This is a genomic window from Vibrio mediterranei (genome assembly GCF_013364395.1).
In the GTDB taxonomy this organism is placed as follows: domain Bacteria; phylum Pseudomonadota; class Gammaproteobacteria; order Enterobacterales; family Vibrionaceae; genus Vibrio; species Vibrio mediterranei.
This window is the reverse complement of sequence record NZ_JABXGK010000001.1, coordinates 604,290-622,758: the sequence shown is the minus strand read 5'-3', so window position 1 is coordinate 622,758 and position 18,469 is coordinate 604,290. Positions and strand designations below refer to the sequence as shown.

The window sequence follows — 18,469 nt, the reverse complement described above, 5'->3', positions numbered from 1 at the left end:
ACAGTGGCTCAAATTGAGCCACTAATGGGGGAGTTACGCGCTTGCAAGCTCTAGCTCGCCTTTTGACTGAGCGCGTTTATACAGGAACAGGGTTAGGATAATTGGCACCGCCATAGCTACTAGCATCGCCATTAGATATACCGTCCAGTACTGAGGTTGGATGGAAAGAATACCCGGTAGACCACCAACACCAATACCATTCGCCATTACACCAGCGCTACCACAAATCGCTGCAGCAAGCGCACTACCAATCATGGCGCTCAACATCGGGAATTTGTATTTCAAGTTAATACCGTACATTGCAGGTTCTGTTACTCCTAAGTACGCAGAGATAGCAGCAGGAACTGAAATATCTCGTTCGCCTTCGCGCTTACTAATAATGATGATACCGACAACTGCAGAAGCTTGAGCAATGTTTGACAAAGCAATCAAAGGCCAGATTGGCGTACCGCCAAGGTCTTGCATAAGCTGTAAGTCAACGGCGTTAGTCGTGTGGTGGATACCCGTTATCACAAGTGGTGCGTATAGGAAGCCAAATACCATAGAACCAAGAACCGCGAAGTCACCCGTCATCGCAGCTTTCGCTGCAAATGCAACACCGTCACCCAGCACGCGACCAAAAGGACCAATAAGTGCGTGCGCTAAAATCACAGATAGAATGATTGAAACGAAAGGCACCACAACCAGATACAGGTAACTTGGAACAATACGTTTAAGGTTCGTTTCGATAAAGGCCAAAGCAACACCGGCTAACATGGCCGGAATGACCTGAGCTTGATAGCCCACTTTCTCTATCACGAATAAACCAAAGTCCCAGACTTCAGGAACCTGCTTACCGATTAAGTAGGCATTCATTAGTTGTGGCGACACCAAGGTCACACCCAGAGTAATACCCAGAATAGGTGTGCCTCCCAGTTTTTTCACTGTCGACCAACACACACCAACAGGCAGGAAGAAGAAGATTGCTTCACCAATTAACCATAAGAACGAATGAACCGTGGCCCAGAACTGGCTGATTTCAACCAGTGTCTTGCCATCGAACATGCGAATGTCGCCAATGACATTTCGAAAACCAAGAATCAGACCGCCAGTGATAATCGCAGGTAAAAGAGGAACAAAAATTTCGGCTAGATGCGAAATACCGCGCTCGAGAATATTCATATTTTGGCGAGCAGCCAGTTTGGCATCATCTTTTGATGCAGCTTTCTTGCCCGCCATGTCAATAAGTAGCTTGTATACTTCATCGACTTCAGTACCAATTACGACTTGGAATTGGCCAGCATTGGTAAAGCAGCCCTTAACAACCTTTAAGCTTTCTAGTGCTGATTTATCTGCTTTTTCTGTGTCGTTAAGAACAAATCTCAGACGAGTTAAGCAGTGACTCACACTGGCAATGTTGTCGGCACCGCCGACCCCTTCGATGATGGCTGCAATATCTTGCTTCGCTATCTTGCTCATCGTATGTACACCTTTTTACTGATATAGAGACGTTGGATAACAAACGTCCATGTGTCTCGTTGTATTAATAATACCGCAATGCGCCAATGGGAACATTCCCAAAAATCTAAATGCAGTGTGACACACGAGAAAAAAACGTAAATGGGAACATTCCCATTAATTGAGAGTGATCACAATAATTGTAGAGAAATGCATCAAAAGAAAAGGATGAGAAGACAGAGTAGAAGCCGTGTTTACACAGCTTCTTGTGTGAGATGAGAGACGATAGCGTCGCCTTTCAATTGCTTAATCAATAGGTTAGCTGCTTTTTCACCTGCTTGATGATAGCCAGGATCAATACTGTAGATATTCGGGAATAAAAATGACAACAATTCATTGCCACCAATACCCGTGACAATAATGTCCTCTCTTCCTAACTCTTGTAAGCGCTTAATGGTACCCAGTGCTAGAGTATCGCTGGCGCAGACAATGGCTTGCAGGGAATCACTCACCACATCATCCACTAGTGAATATGCACTCTCATGATGAAGTGCTCCGGTACGAAACCGAGCCGGCAATTGCTGCTCTTCACACCAAACTTGATAAGCGTTTAAGCGAGCTAAGCCTGTAGTTTTATCTTCAGGATCTACACCAATAAACGCCAGATCACTCACGCCTTGATCTTTAAGCTTATTCAGAACCGCGTGGATCAAACCGGCATTGTCGTAATTGATCGACGACACTCGATCGGTATCCATCGCAATCACAACTACCTTTTCATCCCAATCTGCCACGGCATCCAGATCCAACTCGGTAAAACCAAACACTATTACCCCATCCACATTTCGCTTTCGCAACACGTTAAGATGTTCATTAGTTTTCACCGGATCGAACTGGCTTTCCATAATCACAACGTCATAGCCTGCCGCATAGAGTACATTAAGCATGCTGCTGACGGCTTTGTTTTCAGAAGGGGAATCCAGTCGAGAAATGATCACACCAATCACGTTCTGAGCTCCACCACCTCGCATAGACTGAGCCGATTTTGACGGAACATAACCATGCTCCGCGATCACCTGCTCTACCTTTTCGCGAGTCTCTGGCTTAACTTTGGGGTCATTGGTCAACACTCGAGAGACGGTCGATTTGCCGACTCCCGATAGTTTTGCGATATCAAGTATGGTCAGTTTTTTAGTCATTAGCCTTTAGGAATACTGCGTGTGGTCATACGGCAGGACTTATCAGTGACACCATTCATTGTCAGCATGCCTTCTCGACCTTTACTGAACAACTCAATATTAGAATCGGTTTGCGATTCACCATCCAAGGTATAGCGCACGCCGGATGCTGAGGGGACTCGATGCAACGGATATTCCGTCTTGTCTATCAACAAAAGGATTTGTTCACTGGAAAGTTGAGTGACCTGGAAGTTTTGACTATCACACTCATATTGGAGCACATGATAATTACCAGCTGTGGATTCCGTTTGTCCGCCACTACTGCATGCCGCCAATCCACTCACCAATAAAACGGGTAACAACGTTTTTTTTGCAATTGAAAGCATCATTTCTCCTCTTTAAGGCTAACACCCATTCAGTTTATTTCTATTTAGCAAGATACGCTGGTACATCGCGGATGCTATCAAGAACAGTAGTCGCAATGGACTCACCGCGCTCAGTAACAGGCTTACCTGTACGTACCAAAATCTTAGTACCTACACCAGCTGCTTCAGCCGCCATCATATCTTCTGCTTTGTCACCCACCATAACGGATTTAGCCATATCTATCTTGAGAAAATCTCTTGCCGAAATGAACATTCCCGGCTTTGGTTTGCGACAATCACAATCTTGTTTGTAGTCACCAACACCGTGCTCTGGATGATGAGGGCAGTAGTAAATACCGTCAAATTCGACGCCATTATCTGAGAAATTCCAGTCCATCCATTGAGTTAGAGACAAAAAGCGGTCTTCTGAGAACATCCCACGAGCGATCCCTGACTGGTTCGTTACTAGCACGAGCATGTAGCCCATATCTTGTAACTTCTTGGTCGCTTCAAACACACCTTCAACATATTCGAAGTCATGTTCATCGCTTACATAGCCATGGTCGATATTGATTACGCCATCACGGTCTAAAAACACAGCTGGTTTTGCCACAGGTTACTCTCTTGCTCTAGATAAGTGCTAATGACATGAATTATTACATGCTTTTATATCCACATCACTATGAAAATGCCGTTTAGACGTCTAGACGTAAAAATATCTATTGACACAAATCGGTGAAACCCATAGCATCTTCTATCAATTGAGATGTAGTTCAAACTTTTATGCTACTCATTGGGTTTAGGTTGCTTAGATGATCGAAATTAATCAGGTAAACAAAGTGTTTTATCAAGGGACAAAGGAAATCAACGCTTTGTCTGATATTAACCTTCATATTGCTGAAGGCACCATCTTTGGTGTGATTGGCTCATCCGGTGCAGGGAAAAGTACCCTGATTCGTTGCGTTAACATGCTAGAAGCACCGACGTCTGGAGCAGTCATTGTTGATGGTATTGACCTGACTAAACTGTCCAAGTCAGAGCTAAGCGAAACGCGCCGCAATATTGGCATGATCTTTCAGCACTTTAATCTGCTTTCATCTCGTACCGTATTTGAGAACGTCGCGTTACCACTTGAACTTGCAGGTAAAGCGAGCTCTGACATTGAGAACAAAGTCTCTGAACTGCTTAAATTAGTGGGCCTTGCCGACAAACGTGACACCTATCCGGCTAACCTGAGTGGCGGACAAAAGCAGCGCGTCGCCATTGCTCGAGCCTTGGCTTCTGACCCTAAAGTTCTCCTATGCGATGAAGCAACGAGCGCACTAGACCCAGCGACGACTCAGTCTATTCTTGAACTGCTCAAAGAAATTAACCGTAAACTTAAAATCACCATGTTACTTATTACTCATGAAATGGATGTGGTGAAAAGCATCTGCCATGAAGTGGCAATCATTGGTGATGGTCGCCTTGTAGAGAAAGGCACTGTGGGCGAAATCTTCGCTCATCCTAAAACCGAGCTCGCGCACGAATTTATTCGCTCCACACTGGATCTTTCTATTCCGGAAGATTATCAAGCTCGCTTGCAAACCGAACGAGTTGAAGGCAGTTACCCACTGGTACGCCTTGAGTTCACTGGAGCAACCGTTGACGCACCGCTAATGACGCAAATTGCGCGCAAATACAACATTGATGTAAGCATTCTCAGCTCAGATCTTGATTATGCCGGTGGAGTTAAATTTGGCATGATGGTTGCTGAGTTATTCGGTAATGAAAGCGATGATAATGCAGCAATCCAATACCTTCGTGACCACAATGTAAAAGTAGAGGTACTTGGCTATGTCCTTTAATACTGTCTCTGAATGGCTATCACTTAATAGCAATCTACTGCTCGGCGCGACATGGGAAACGCTCTACATGGTCGCTGTTGCTGGCATTGTTGGCTTCGCAGTAGGTATTCCGCTAGGGGTGATTCTCCATACAACGAAGAAAGGTGGCTTGCTGGAAAATCCACGCCTAAACAGTGTGCTTGGTGCCATAGTAAACGTAGGTCGTTCAGTACCATTCTTAGTGTTAATGGTCGCCATCATTCCTGTGACCAAAATGCTCATCGGCACCTTTATTGGCACAACAGCAGCCATCGTGCCATTAACAGTAGGGGCTATTCCATTTGTCGCTCGTTTAATTGAAGGCGCCTTGCTTGAGGTTCCAACGGGCTTAGTGGAAGCGGCGCAGTCAATGGGTGCTACCCCTTATCAAATTATTACCAAAGTGCTGCTTCCTGAAGCATTACCGACTATTGTCAATTCAGTGACAATCACATTAGTGACACTTGTAAGCTACTCAGCAATGGCTGGCACAGTGGGTGGCGGTGGTCTTGGTGATGTCGCGATACGTTACGGATTCCACCGATATGATGTGGTTATCATGGCAGTTACTGTCGTCATGCTCATCGTATTAGTACAAATTATTCAGTCTATTGGCGACGCTATTGTGCGCCGAGTAGACCACAGATAATTGAAGTTTTAGATTTATAACAAGGAGAGAGTCATGAAATTCAATGTTAAGAATTTACTCGCAATCGCAACAGCAGCGTCTGCACTCGTTCTAGCCGGTTGTGGTGAGAAAGAAGCCGATACTAACAAAATCAAAGTTGGTGTTATGGCCGGTGCAGAAGCACAGGTAGCAGAAGTAGCAGCGAAAGTAGCAAAAGAAAAATACAACCTTGATGTTGAGTTAGTTACCTTCACAGATTACGTGACGCCAAACGCAGCGTTAGATGATGGCTCTATTGATATCAACGCATTCCAACATAAGCCATATTTGGATCAACAAATTGCAGACCGCAACTATAAGCTGACTGTTGCAGGTAACACATTTGTCTACCCTATCGCAGGCTACTCTAAGCAAGTAAAGTCTGTGGATGAAATCCAAGATGGTGCTCGCATTGCAGTACCAAACGATCCAACAAACCTAGGTCGTTCTCTGCTGCTTCTTGAGCAACAAGGTCTGATCACGCTACGTGATGGCGTTGGTCTACTGGCTACCGTTCGTGACATCGAGAGCAACCCGAAAAACATCACCATCGTTGAGCTTGATGCTGCTCAACTTCCACGTTCACTCGACGATGTTGCGCTGTCAGTCATTAACACTACGTACGCTAGCTCTATCAACCTAACACCTCAAAAAGACGGCGTATTTGTTGAAGATAAAGAGTCGCCATACGTAAACCTTATCGTAGCTCGTGAAGACAATGTAAACGCTGAAAATGTACAAAACTTCGTTAAAGCATACCAAACTGACGAAGTCTACAACGCCGCTTCTGATATCTTCCAAGGTGGTGTTGTTAAAGGCTGGTAATGACTCGCTTTTAATTCAGATACAAAAAAGGTTGAAGCATCTCGCTTCAACCTTTTTTACTTTCTAAACCCTGCGTTCAAACTGTTTTACTTCAGATGATCCCAAGAAATATTCGACACTATTCGGCAGGTATCGCATTTGAAGTAGAAAATGTCATGCAAAGGCTCATCAAGTAGCCATTCACCACCACATTTAGGGCATTTGCGAGCTTTCTCTTCTGCTAGATCCTTACCACCAACTTTGTAGAGATAGTAATAGGTTGGAATTTGTGTAATGTACTCAATGCGGCCACGAATATCCCAACCACGACGGAAAATATCACTACCAATGTCCGATAGCTCTCGTAATGCGGCATGCTCAGCTTTACATCCTCCTGCCATCTGAATCTCATCGCAAGCTTGCCATTCGGTTTGCCATTTAATGACCGACTTATGGTCTCCATTTAGAGTCGGAGGGTTTCGGTAGAGCGGAATAGGCAATAAGGTCTCACCACTTCGAAGTGGAGAACAAGTGTGCACATAGGTGGTATAAAGCACTTGCCAACTTGGTACTTCATCTTCTGCCGCTTGCTCTGAGTTAATATCGCGTCCCAATAATCTTACTTTAGGTGCGAGCAGGCATGCCTCTGATAAACGCTTGAGGCAGACTTTCACAAAATCAGAGTGATGTTTGGGATGTAGGCTTTCTTGTTCAGGACACACAGCTCGTACAAAAAACTCCCCTTCCCCCATCACTATGGGAAATTCACGCCCTAATACCTGACCGTTATATCGCAGCGCATCCATCAGGCCATTAATACCTTTTTCTACTGCGCTGATGGTGGTGTTATCAAAACACTCAAAATGAAGCTCAACAACATACATAATTAAACGTTAGGCTCCAATCCATCGAGGAAAGTGACGATATCTTCAGCAATCACATCTCTTCTATCGGTACCCAAACGCTCCAGAATGACATTTCCAGTGATGTTGCAGATTGAAATCACGTCCATATCGGCATCGGTTGCCGCGATAAATACCGTAGGCTTAAGCTTCAACCTTCTTTGTGTCACCAAGTGGCCCAAGATATTTTCTTGCAAACGAGTAAAATCATCGTCACTCCAAACTTGCAGTAAGGTCAGTTCGTTACCCTGCCAAGTTGCTTCCATATCAGCACTATATTGATGGCCGTAAAAACCTTTAATGTCATCGTGAAGGCTCAACTCAATACCTTGCTCGATGTTTTCGAGCATCTCAGGAGCATCGCGAAGACAATGTGTCCAATAAACCTGTTGCTCGTCTTTGCTATCAATACATGGGGAAACTAATCCATGCAATTCTTCACTAGCAGGAAGTGTTTGATGTTTTTCTTGCCATGCTTGTTGATAGCGTTTTGAAAACGCCTCCAAAGCTTGTTGTACACTTTGATTCATATTCTCTCCAGTTATCCTTCGCTTACAACGCGTTTTACCACGACAAAGGATGACAGCTATTCAGGGATCTCGTAAAATTCAGCTTATTCTAATCGAAATATCACACAATTATGAGCAAATATTCCAACGCTAAAGAGCTTTCAGGTCTCACCCTCGGCCAAAAAACCGAGTACGCCAATCACTACGATGCCACTTTATTGCAACCAGTGCCGAGAAGCTTAAATCGTGATGACCTTGAACTAGGGAAAACTCTGCCATTCCAAGGGTGTGATATTTGGACGCTATATGAAATCTCATGGCTCAATGCTAAAGGTTTACCTCAAGTCGCGGTCGGTGAAGTGTCCATTCCAGCTACGAGTGCAAACCTTATCGAGTCGAAGTCATTCAAACTGTATTTGAATAGCTACAATCAAACGCGATTTGCAACTTGGGAGCAAGTGCAGTCCACAATTGTAACTGATCTGTCTAACTGCGCAGGCGAAACGGTCAGTGTCAAACTGACCCCTGTCGCGGATTTCGAAAATACCAAAATCGTAGGTATGGCAGGCGAATGTATTGATGACCAGGATATTGCCATCGATAACTACGAATTTGATGCAGAGCTTCTTAAAGACGCTGCGGGTGATGAAATCGTTGAGGAAGCGCTTCATAGCCATCTGCTAAAATCAAATTGCTTGATCACTAATCAGCCAGATTGGGGCAGCGTGGAAATACAATATCAAGGCGCAAAGATAGATCGAGAAGCGTTACTGCGCTACTTAGTGTCCTTCCGCGAACACAACGAATTCCACGAACAGTGTGTCGAACGTATTTTCACTGATTTGGTGCAATACTGTAATCCAACTAAGTTAACTGTGTATGCAAGATACACTCGTCGCGGTGGTTTAGACATCAACCCATACCGTTCTAATCAATATCAAGCACCTGAGCATAATGCTCGTATGGCAAGACAGTAACCTTTTAAACTTCAGGAAATGGACACTTTCATGGGCTCTAAATTTTGGGTTGTATTAGGGATTTTTGCAGCGCTTCTAAGTAGTGTGGCGAATGCAACGTCGTCTTTTACTTCTCCCCTCTTGGTTGAGGCGGATAAGTTGGTCGAAATTGAGCCCAGCAAAGCGCTAGAAATCGCGACCGACTACCTGACAAACCGCAGTTTTGCAGAGCCCAATGATGATCGCCTTCCAAACCTATCTCGTGACGATACCGACCAACGCATTCGAACGCCATTAAGTACGGTGAATGCGTTAATCATCGCTTCTCAAGCCCAGTTTAACTTGGGGCGAGTCCGCGAGGCGTTGCAAGGCTTAGATAAAGCCGAGTCAATGACCAAGCAATATCACTTGCTGTTCTTAGAGTTAGATGTACGTATTCTCAAGACACGTTTACTATGGCTGACAGACAGCGAAGGGGCAAAGGCGTTAGATGCGCTCAAGACTATAGAAAAAGACCTTGAGGCGATTCGTAAAGGCCAAAGCATTGCTAACCGCACCAGCTACCGCATCAAAATCTTACAAGCAGAGATAGCTTCGGCGGAAAATGAATACGATCTCGCGAATCATATGTATCAAAAGGCGAATGAATTCGTACCGCAAGATAAACTTTCGAAATGGGAAGTTGAATATCATACCGCTTATGGTACCCACTTCCTCCGCTACCGACGCTACAACGAAGCGCTATCTGAGCTCTTGCTCGCTTATTGGACCGCAATCGAGCTGAACAGTAGCGATCAGCTGGCACATATTAACCAATTGCTAGCGCAGTTATTCATGCAGCGTCAGGTACTGGATAAAGCGCTTGAACACTTGTCACAAGCCGCCGATTTTTATGGCAATTACCCTGAGTCCCCTATCCTCGCGGATGTGTTAAAGCTCATGGGGGATATTTATTTCCTTCAAGGGAAATACAACTTGGCTTTAGTGCATTACTTTAATGTTATCGACCACCAAGCAACCGATAAAAATATCGAAAAAGTCATCGATATTAGAATTAGTTTGGCATCCACGTATTTGCAACTCTACAACTATCCACTTGCTGAGCAGTATCTTACCCGAGCAGAAAACCTATTAAGTTATGCCGATTACCCGGCGCTTAAGGCGCGTGCATCACTATTGTACGCAGGACTAGCTTACCACCAGCAAGAAAATGACAAAGTCATTGAACATGCCACCAAGGCACTTGAGCTGAGTAAATCCCTGAATCAAACATCGCTAGAACAGCAAGCATACCAGTTGTTAGCGTTAGGCCATGAACAGCAAGGCCACTACCAACAAGCACTCGATGAAATTAAGAAAGCTAATTCGCTGCGCATTTACCAGCAAGATCAGCTTAATCAAATAAGTGAAGACGCCTTCAGGCAACAAAAACAGTTTGTTGAACAGGGCCTACACTACGAAACGCAAAAACAAGAGCTCAAAGATGCACTGCTGCAACAGAAAAAGTTCCAGAAAGTCGCTTTTGGTCTGTTCTGTGCCCTCTCTGTCATGGCACTGATGGGGCTGAGATTGTTCTATGTTTATCGACGTAACAAAACCGAGTTAAAAGAACTTAATGACACGTTATTTACCCATGCTCGCTCTGGTTTACCGAACCTACGTTTATTGAACGCTAACTTACCAAGTTCTTTACAGCGTACCCAAAGCTACTTTGAACAGTGGCAGGTTGGTGAGCTCATTAACGAGCCACTAAGCGATCGTCTTCGTTTTGTCATGATCGATGTACCGTTCCTAAGAAACATGTACCTTCAAAACGGTTACAAATCGGGTCTCGAACTAGAACGAGCATTTGGTGAATTTATCCGTAGCAAAATAGAAAGCCCCGCTCGTATCTATCATTTCTCCGACGCGAACTTACTCTACATTGAACCGAGTATTAAGCCGCGAACCGCAGAGAGTTTATTCGAAGAAATTCAAAGTTGGGTGGACGAATTTGAGCCAAATCGAAACATCAATCGTATCGTCCGAGTCGGCATGGCCAACTACCCCTTCTTGCCACGAGCCTACACCGCCATCAATGATAAAGAGCTGCTTGACATCTTACTCATCGCCACGCATATGGCACGTGATGTCAGTATGAAAGAAAGTAAAAGTCATTGGGTTTATTTGAAGGCGATAGATAATGCACCTGCTGCAAGTTTAGCGACTGAAGATATCCGACAAGCATGTCGAACCGCTATAAAACAAGGACTAATAAAAGTGCACTCATCCTCTCAGAATGAGGACGGGTTCAAAAAAATACTGACTAGTGAGTAAAAATACGGCACTTGAACGCAAGATTACGTGACGTTGTGATGTTTTTTGATATTATCAATCAATACATCAATAAGTTTGACAACTAGTTTGTTTTTATAGGATTTATGGGCTCACAGGATAGCGAGACAATGGAGAATCTCCATCAGCTTAGAATGCAGTTGGAGCAATTACGCGTTGCTCAACGAGATGCATCGCTGAAATCTCGTCGTGAGCAGACCATTCTAAAACGCTTTATTGGTACCTTAAGTCACGCCCATATTGGTTCGCACTCGCGAATTGATGACAAACTGATTGAATTACGCCATGAGTTAGAGCATAACAAAGACATCAGTAGTTTGGTGCCAAAGTTTGCTATTTTGGAGCGCCTGATCGGTCAAAAGGCAGTTGCCATGGAAAAACAACAAAGCTCATTGGAAGAGCAGACTCGACGCAGTGGCGAAACGTTGCAGCGCGTTGCTGGCCTACCCGCTCAAATCAAGCGTGACCTGCGCTCTATCCTTGCTTACAACGACAACAACTCACTAAAACTCACTGATAACGCGGTGAAACTGCTGGCAATTTATGAACGTGCCATCAAGATTATTACCTCAAACTCTGCGTTAACCTCCAAAGAACCAGAAATCAGTGCGGATTCCGCTTTACTGTTAACCTTAGGTGACGAGCTTCAGAACCTGATTACAGAACTTGATTTTGACGGTGAGCCTGGGGAGCAACTGTTTGAAATTCGCTCTAAGCTGCTTACTGACGCCTCCGGCAATAACTTGCTCGAGCTGACCTTACAAGTACTACGTTTGGTTATTGATGCCACCAAATATGAGCGTCGCACCTCAGAGCAATTTTTAGAACGAGTAAATACGTCACTTTCGTCCTCACTAAAAAGCAATGCTCAAAACCTCGATCAGAATCAAATCTACTTTGAGCAGCGACAAATCATGAGTAAAGAACTCAGTGATTTAGTGACTACGGGACAAAACAGTATCGCCAACTTGCAAGACTTAGAAGATGCTAAGCGAACCATGAATCCATTGTTTGCTCAACTAGCTTCCCTAACCGAGCGCCTGCAACATGCCGAAGCTCGTGAACAAGCCTTGTTAGAAAGAATGACGCACAGCAATAATCAGCTTGAGTCACTTTACGATGTCACTCAAGACTATCGACGCCGCCTAGAGGATCAATCCAAACGCATGCTGTTAGACCCCCTTACTAAGGTCTACAATCGTACCGCTTTGCTGGATAAACTTGAGATCGAATATCGTCGCTGGCTTAAGAATCAGCATCCACTCTGGGTTATTATCTTTGATATCGATAAGTTTAAGAGCATAAACCACAACTTTGGCTATAGCGCTGGAGATAAGGCTCTTAAAATCATCGCTAAAACCATTTCAAGCACAGTTTCAAAGACAGATACCGTTGCTCGCTTCTCTGGCGAAGAGTTTGTACTGATTATGCCTGAGCAAAATGAAGCTTATTGCCAAGCTAAAGTTAGAGAAATACAAACTAAAATCAGCAACTTACCATTCAAATTCCGTGACCAACTGATCACTATCACTTTATCAGCAGCAAGTACGGCCTTTAGTCACAATGACACCCCAGATGAAGTGCTTGAGCGTTTACACAAAACGATCGCACACACTCAAAAACTCGGTCCTAACCAATTGGCTTGGAAGCCCTAGTCCTCTTTTATTTTTCAAATAGTTATAGAAACTTGTGTCACATTTGCTAATCTAATAGTTATCTGTGTACTTAACCGAAGCTATTGCTGGAACTAAGTCCACAGCCAATAACTAAAACTACGCGACCGACTGCAAAGCGCGAGTAACTATAGCAACGCAAATAACTATAACAACACGAATAACTAAGGCGATTGGTTCACTGTCTGATATTTGACTCTTAAGCTTTCAGCCAACAAATACAGACAGTAGCGAGACATGAATCGCTTTCGGTTCTAGAAAAGGAAATGCTTATGATCACGCATATTAGCCCAGCAGGGAGTATGGACCTGCTGTCTCAGCTAGAAGTAGAGCGTCTTAAAAAAACCGCATCTAGTGACCTTTATCAACTGTATCGCAATTGTACCTTAGCGGTACTCAATTCCGGCAGCCACACCGACAACTCAAAAGAGCTGCTCGACAAATATCAGACTTTTGATGTTAATGTCATGCGCCGTGAACGCGGCATCAAACTTGAACTAGCCAATCCACCAGAACATGCATTCGTGGATGGTCATATTATCAAAAGTATCCAAGAACACCTCTTCTCTGTGTTACGTGACATCGTATACGTCAACATGCACTTGGCCGATAGTCAGCGACTTAACCTGACCAACTCTACCCATATCACTAACTTAGTGTTTGGTATCTTACGTAATGCGGGCACATTGATTCCGGGTATCGAACCTAATTTGATTGTCTGTTGGGGCGGACACTCCATAAACCCAACAGAATACCAGTACACTCGAGAAGTCGGTAACGAACTTGGTCTACGAGAGCTTAATATTTGCACTGGTTGTGGTCCAGGCGCAATGGAAGGACCAATGAAAGGAGCCGCGATTGGTCACGCCAAACAGCGTTATACTGAGCAGCGTTATCTAGGTTTAACCGAACCATCAATTATTGCGGCCGAGCCACCAAACCCAATCGTCAATGAGCTGGTTATCATGCCCGACATTGAAAAGCGCTTGGAAGCGTTTGTTCGAATTGCCCACGGTATTATTATTTTCCCAGGTGGTCCAGGGACAGCGGAAGAACTACTATATATCCTTGGTATCATGATGCATCCGAATAATGCCGACCAGCCAATGCCAATCGTCCTGACAGGTCCAAAAGAGAGCGAAGCCTACTTCCGCTCCATTGATGAGTTTGTCCGTTCGACCCTTGGTGAAGAAGCGACGAAGTATTATCAGATCATTATTGATAATCCAGAGAAAGCTGCACAAATCATGAAACAGGCGATGCCAACGGTAAAAGAACATCGTAAAAAAACGGGCGATGCATACAGCTACAACTGGTCACTGCATATTGAACCTGAGTTCCAACTTCCGTTCGACCCCACTCATGAAAATATGGCAGGGTTAGATTTACATCTTAACCAAAGACCTGAAAACCTAGCAGCCGCCCTGCGCCAAGCGTTTTCTGGCATCGTGGCTGGTAACGTTAAAGCTGAAGGCATCAAAGAGATAGAGAAACATGGACCATTTATCATTGACGGTGATAAATCATTAATGAAGAAAATGGACCGATTGTTAGCTGATTTCGTGGCGCAACAACGCATGAAATTACCGGGTTCTGAGTATGTTCCATGTTATCGAATCGCCAACGGCGAATAAAACACTGAAACTCAACTGAAGATTATTTACAATAAGGCCACGTTCTCAAGTGGCCTTAAATTTATGTCAATTCATCTCGTTATCATCGATGCACTCAATCTCATCCGCCGAGTACATGCGGTTCAACCCGACCCAACAGATATCGATAGAACCATTCAAACCACGTCGAGAACCTTACATCGCATTTTAGACGAGTCCAAACCCACGCATATCATTGCCGTGTTTGACCATCATGAACAGGATCGAGGTTGGCGCGCTGACATCCTTCCTGAATACAAGCAAAACCGTAAACCCATGCCTGAGCCTTTATTCAATGGTTTGGAAAAAATACAAGATGCTTGGTGGCAATTAGGAATCGATTCCTTGCTTTCTGAAGGCGATGAAGCTGATGACTTGGTCGCGACCTTGGCGGTAAAAGTAGCCAGTCACAACGAGAAAGTCACCATTATTTCTACAGATAAAGGCTATTGCCAGATACTTTCGCCAACATTACAAATTCGCGATTATTTCCAACACCGTTGGCTAGACGCACCATTTGTTGAGCAAGAGTTTGGGGTCAAACCGGAACAACTTGCCGACTACTGGGGGTTAACTGGAATCAGCTCATCACAAGTACCTGGGGTTGCTGGGGTAGGACCTAAAGCGGCCAAGGAAATCCTTAATCAGTTCACCGATATTGAGTCGGCTTATACCTCGGATGACCTCGCAGCTAAATACCGTAAGAAGTTAGATGAGCATATTGAAATGGCGAGAAAGTGTAAGCAGGTTGCCGCACTAAAAACCGACATTGAGTTAGGCTTTAATTTACAAGATATCAGATTCGAGGGCTCAAGCGCTCAGTCTTAAGCCCCCATACGCTTTAATGAGGCGAGATGTTGGATAGCACTTGGATGTGCACTGTGATTTCTTCACGGTCGTGGTACAAGTGCTTAGCTTGAAGCTTAAACTTCACCTTGTTCTCGATTAAGAATACCTTAAGGTTTTCAATATCCTGAAGAACCTCGTCATAGCGACCTTTCATTGGCAACTTCAGGTTAAAGATAGTCTCTTTCGCCCAACCACGAATCAACCACTCGCCCATCAGATGAGCAACACGAGCTGGTTTCTCAACCATATCACACACCAACCAAGTAACGTTTTTACGTGGTGGCTCAAACTTAAAACCATCGACTTGATGATGCTTCACTTGACCAGTATTCATTAAGCTGTCTGCCATCATGCCATTATCGATAGCATGAACAAACATCGAACGACGCACTAATTGATACGTCCAACCGCCTGGACAGGCACCTAAATCAACGCCCCACATGCCTGATGCTAATCGAGTATCCCACTCTTCTTTAGGGATAAAGACATGGAATGCTTCCTCAAGCTTTAATGTTGAGCGACTTGGCGCATCCACCGGGAACTTAAGACGAGGGATACCCATGAAAAACGCTGAGCTATTTTCTGGATAGGAGTAACCAACAAAGCAGTGTCCTGAACGAATAAAGCAAATATGCAGCACTGGCTTCTTACTATGCTCTTTATTGAACAGATAACCTTTACCACGCATCGCTTGGCGAACCGGCACCGTGAACTTACGACAGAACTTAAGTAGCTCTTTCGCTTCATTAGTATCAGGAGTTTCAATACGTAAATCCCCACAGCGAGGAAATTGCTCAATGGACTCCAATGACTCAAGTAGCGGCGTAATACGGTCTTCTGCTGGGAGTGACTCTAGTTCACTCGCGATGGCAAACATTTGACGAGCAAAAATCAGTGATTGGAAATCGATCTCACGAATCAATCTATCTGCATCGCCTGCTTGGTAACATTCAAATATCACATAGCCAGAGTTATTCTTCACTCTAGGGAAGCCGAATACTTCAATGGCATTCGCTTTGTCTTGAATCTCACCTGCACACTCTTTCTCGAATCCAGAGCGGCAATAAAGCATTACTTGTTTCACTGATTGACTCCATCTTTGGTTGTTTCGTCAGTCATCTGATATCCAGCGTAGGCGAGAAATACCCAACCTACCATAAACATCACGCCGCCCATTGGAGTGATAGGTCCAAACCACTTCACCCCAGTTAGCGCTAAGGCGTATAGACTACCGCTAAAGAAAAGGATGCCGATGATAAAGCAAATCGCAGCACGATGAAATGCCTTTCGAGAATTAGGGTTGCTAACGATCGTTGCCAACAAAGCACACAGTAAGATAGCTAAAGTATGAATAAACTGATAAGTCACGCCCGTTTCGAAAACGCCAATAAGATAAGGCGACAGTATCTTTTTCAAACCGTGGGCAGCAAACGCTCCAAGCGCAACACTCAACAGCCCCGAAATAGAAGCGACTATGACAAGAAAGCGGCTAGACATCAGAGATCCCTTTGATAAACAACGCGAGACGATCTACGGCTAACTGTCTATTTTGGGCTTCCGTGAACCCCGAAGACTTGCGAGGCTTAAAGCTATGATCACCATCGGGAATAAAGCTGGTTGAGACTTGGTCTGAAAACTCGAACTGTTCGAATTCTTCAAATTTCCCAAACGTATCTCGCTCTCCTTGGATAATAAGAATCGGTTTATCGATCGTCGCTAAATGTGTGCCTTTATAATTCTCTGGTTTACCAGGAGGATGGAATGGGAAACCTAGACAAGCAATGGATTGAACCATGGGATGTTCAGATAGCATGGATGCCATACGTCCTCCCATCGACTTACCACCAATCACTATCGGCTGACCACCAGCAACTTCCTCTATGACTGCAGTCATCGCCTCTAACAGTTTAGGCGCACGATCAGGTGGGCGTTTTTTGCCATCTATTGCACGTTTTTCCATATAAGGAAAATTGAAACGAGCAACGCGAACCCCTTTTTCAGCCAAACGCGTGGTGACATCTTGCATGAACTCGTGGTCCATTCCAGCGCCCGCACCGTGAGCAAATAAGAACAGTGGTCCATTTTCTGGGCCATCAAACACAACATTATTCATCCAGAAGTTCCTCTTGCTCACTCTGTGCCTTAGCTAACATCCAATCTCTAAAGGTCGCGATACGTCCCATATCTGCTTGTTTATCATGGCACACGACGTAAAACGCATTCTTGGTGACCAGTACTTCATCAAACGGAGCAATCAATCGCCCAGCATCAAGCTCGGGTTGGGCTAATACGTTATTCCCTAAAGCAATCCCTTGCCCATGTGCCGCAGCTTGCAGCACCATAGTCGAGTGACTGAATATCGGGCCATGATTCACATTTACGCCATCAATCTCGTTTTGTTTCGCAAACTGCTTCCAGTCTTTACGAGAGGTATCATGCAATAAGGTGTGTTTTGACAAATCGGATAGCGCATCTAAAGGCTTATTGCCAAGTAACAGTGCTGGAGAGCAGAGTGGCACCAAAAACTCCTGATAGAGCTTATCAGCACGTAAACCAGGCCAATTGCCGCGACCGTAGTAAATCGCTACGTCAACGTCATCCGTTAGCGAACCCTCATCCATGTCCACCGCCTTTATGCGCACATCAATGTCAGGTTCTTGCTCATTAAAGTCAGCAAGCCTAGGAACCAACCACTGAATCGCAAAGCTCGGCGGTAAGCTGATGGTCAACGCACCTTTTTCGCTTCGCTCTAACACCTTATCTGTCGCTTCGGCTAAAGAGGTAAATATATCTTTGATATCAAGAAAATACCCTTGCCCTTCTTCGGTAAGTAATAATGAACGATTACGGCGACGAAACAGTTTTAATCCCAAGAATTCTTCAAGGGCTTTAATCTGATGACTGACCGCAGCTTGGGTCACAAACAGTTCTTCGGCTGCGCGAGTAAAACTCAAATGGCGCGCTGCAGCTTCGAAAACTTTTAGCGAGTTAAGTGGAGGCAAACGTCTAGACATAGCGACTCTCTAAAGCATTAGTTTTTTTAATCTGAAACATTATAAATTGTCCATTGCCGAACAGCCAGAGAAATTCTATATTTCATCCCGCAAACGCGAGTCTGAACGGCTTGATTCTCTGTAGAATCAATTGACTTGCGCTTGCGATGTTGTGTTTGCAATCTCGATTTTCGAGTTAGGTAGATTCTACCACCACACTTTGGCTAGTTATCCCCTAGTCGATGTGTGTACTTCCTGTATTTTTGACCTGTCTGTCAAATTTTC

Annotated in this window: 18 protein-coding genes; 8 read left to right on the top strand and 10 right to left on the bottom strand. The window is 44.6% G+C overall.

Features of this window, described 5'->3' with window-relative positions:
• Nucleotides 1-33: 33 nt before the first annotated feature.
• From treB to gmhB, 4 genes are all read right to left on the bottom strand, one after another.
• The gene (treB, locus tag HOP38_RS03050; RefSeq protein WP_062456962.1) at nucleotides 34-1,458 is read right to left on the bottom strand and encodes a PTS trehalose transporter subunit IIBC; all 1,425 of its coding nucleotides are present in this window, start codon (nucleotides 1,456-1,458) and stop codon (nucleotides 34-36) included.
• A gap of 233 nt (nucleotides 1,459-1,691) precedes the next feature.
• Nucleotides 1,692-2,636, bottom strand: coding sequence for a trehalose operon repressor TreR (gene treR, locus HOP38_RS03045; protein ID WP_038225420.1), 945 nt, complete (start codon nucleotides 2,634-2,636; stop codon nucleotides 1,692-1,694).
• Entirely contained in the window at nucleotides 2,636-3,004 is a 369-nt protein-coding gene (locus tag HOP38_RS03040; RefSeq protein ID WP_050798666.1) for an MliC family protein, read from the bottom strand. The genes treR and HOP38_RS03040 overlap by 1 nt, the downstream gene beginning before the upstream one ends.
• Nucleotides 3,005-3,041: 37 nt before the next feature.
• Nucleotides 3,042-3,593, bottom strand: a complete 552-nt coding sequence (gmhB, locus tag HOP38_RS03035; RefSeq protein ID WP_006075392.1) for a D-glycero-beta-D-manno-heptose 1,7-bisphosphate 7-phosphatase — start codon at nucleotides 3,591-3,593, stop codon at nucleotides 3,042-3,044.
• 199 nt (nucleotides 3,594-3,792) lie between these two features.
• Here gmhB and metN point away from each other — a divergent pair, with 199 nt between their 5' ends.
• Genes metN through HOP38_RS03020 form a run of 3 tightly spaced genes read left to right on the top strand, consistent with a single transcriptional unit; the run spans nucleotide 3,793 to nucleotide 6,337 of the window.
• Nucleotides 3,793-4,827 (top strand): methionine ABC transporter ATP-binding protein MetN, encoded by a 1,035-nt coding sequence (metN, locus tag HOP38_RS03030; protein ID WP_006075393.1) that lies wholly within the window; start codon nucleotides 3,793-3,795, stop codon nucleotides 4,825-4,827.
• Complete coding sequence (locus HOP38_RS03025; protein ID WP_006075394.1) at nucleotides 4,817-5,494, top strand: methionine ABC transporter permease; 678 nt, start codon at nucleotides 4,817-4,819, stop codon at nucleotides 5,492-5,494. Before metN ends, HOP38_RS03025 begins: the two co-directional genes overlap by 11 nt.
• A 33-nt stretch (nucleotides 5,495-5,527) precedes the next feature.
• The gene (locus tag HOP38_RS03020; RefSeq protein ID WP_198557398.1) at nucleotides 5,528-6,337 is read left to right on the top strand and encodes a MetQ/NlpA family lipoprotein; all 810 of its coding nucleotides are present in this window, start codon (nucleotides 5,528-5,530) and stop codon (nucleotides 6,335-6,337) included.
• Nucleotides 6,338-6,423: 86 nt separating this feature from the next.
• Here the strand turns inward: HOP38_RS03020 and HOP38_RS03015 are convergent, their stop codons facing one another.
• Nucleotides 6,424-7,200: a Zn-ribbon-containing protein gene (locus HOP38_RS03015; protein WP_031493175.1), complete on the bottom strand. Its 777-nt coding sequence runs from the start codon at nucleotides 7,198-7,200 to the stop codon at nucleotides 6,424-6,426.
• Between the two features lie 2 nt (nucleotides 7,201-7,202).
• On the bottom strand, nucleotides 7,203-7,748 hold the full coding sequence (gene syd, locus HOP38_RS03010; RefSeq protein WP_038225426.1) for a SecY-interacting protein: 546 nt from the start codon (nucleotides 7,746-7,748) through the stop codon (nucleotides 7,203-7,205).
• A 110-nt stretch (nucleotides 7,749-7,858) separates the two neighbouring features.
• Here syd and queF point away from each other — a divergent pair, with 110 nt between their 5' ends.
• From queF to xni, 5 genes are all read left to right on the top strand, one after another.
• Nucleotides 7,859-8,704 (top strand): NADPH-dependent 7-cyano-7-deazaguanine reductase QueF, encoded by an 846-nt coding sequence (gene queF / locus HOP38_RS03005; RefSeq protein ID WP_198557397.1) that lies wholly within the window; start codon nucleotides 7,859-7,861, stop codon nucleotides 8,702-8,704.
• Between the two features lie 30 nt (nucleotides 8,705-8,734).
• A complete protein-coding gene (locus HOP38_RS03000) occupies nucleotides 8,735-10,999 on the top strand; it encodes a tetratricopeptide repeat protein (protein WP_006075399.1) in 2,265 nt (754 codons plus the stop codon).
• 104 nt (nucleotides 11,000-11,103) lie between these two features.
• Nucleotides 11,104-12,672, top strand: a complete 1,569-nt coding sequence (locus HOP38_RS02995) for a GGDEF domain-containing protein (RefSeq protein WP_031496518.1) — start codon at nucleotides 11,104-11,106, stop codon at nucleotides 12,670-12,672.
• Nucleotides 12,673-12,962: 290 nt separating this feature from the next.
• The gene (ppnN, locus tag HOP38_RS02990) at nucleotides 12,963-14,324 is read left to right on the top strand and encodes a nucleotide 5'-monophosphate nucleosidase PpnN (protein WP_198557396.1); all 1,362 of its coding nucleotides are present in this window, start codon (nucleotides 12,963-12,965) and stop codon (nucleotides 14,322-14,324) included.
• Between the two features lie 63 nt (nucleotides 14,325-14,387).
• The gene (gene xni, locus HOP38_RS02985; RefSeq protein ID WP_006075688.1) at nucleotides 14,388-15,170 is read left to right on the top strand and encodes a flap endonuclease Xni; all 783 of its coding nucleotides are present in this window, start codon (nucleotides 14,388-14,390) and stop codon (nucleotides 15,168-15,170) included.
• Between the two features lie 13 nt (nucleotides 15,171-15,183).
• Here xni and rlmM read toward each other — a convergent pair whose 3' ends face one another.
• The 4 genes from rlmM to HOP38_RS02965 are packed head-to-tail and all read right to left on the bottom strand — an operon-like array spanning nucleotide 15,184 to nucleotide 18,205.
• The gene (gene rlmM / locus HOP38_RS02980; RefSeq protein WP_124940690.1) at nucleotides 15,184-16,275 is read right to left on the bottom strand and encodes a 23S rRNA (cytidine(2498)-2'-O)-methyltransferase RlmM; all 1,092 of its coding nucleotides are present in this window, start codon (nucleotides 16,273-16,275) and stop codon (nucleotides 15,184-15,186) included.
• Nucleotides 16,272-16,688, bottom strand: coding sequence for a DUF423 domain-containing protein (locus HOP38_RS02975; protein ID WP_031493794.1), 417 nt, complete (start codon nucleotides 16,686-16,688; stop codon nucleotides 16,272-16,274). Before HOP38_RS02975 ends, rlmM begins: the two co-directional genes overlap by 4 nt.
• Nucleotides 16,681-17,304, bottom strand: a complete 624-nt coding sequence (locus HOP38_RS02970; RefSeq protein ID WP_198557395.1) for an alpha/beta family hydrolase — start codon at nucleotides 17,302-17,304, stop codon at nucleotides 16,681-16,683. Before HOP38_RS02970 ends, HOP38_RS02975 begins: the two co-directional genes overlap by 8 nt.
• Nucleotides 17,297-18,205 (bottom strand): transcriptional regulator GcvA, encoded by a 909-nt coding sequence (locus tag HOP38_RS02965; RefSeq protein ID WP_038225434.1) that lies wholly within the window; start codon nucleotides 18,203-18,205, stop codon nucleotides 17,297-17,299. The genes HOP38_RS02970 and HOP38_RS02965 overlap by 8 nt, the downstream gene beginning before the upstream one ends.
• Between the last annotated feature and the right edge of the window lie 264 nt (nucleotides 18,206-18,469).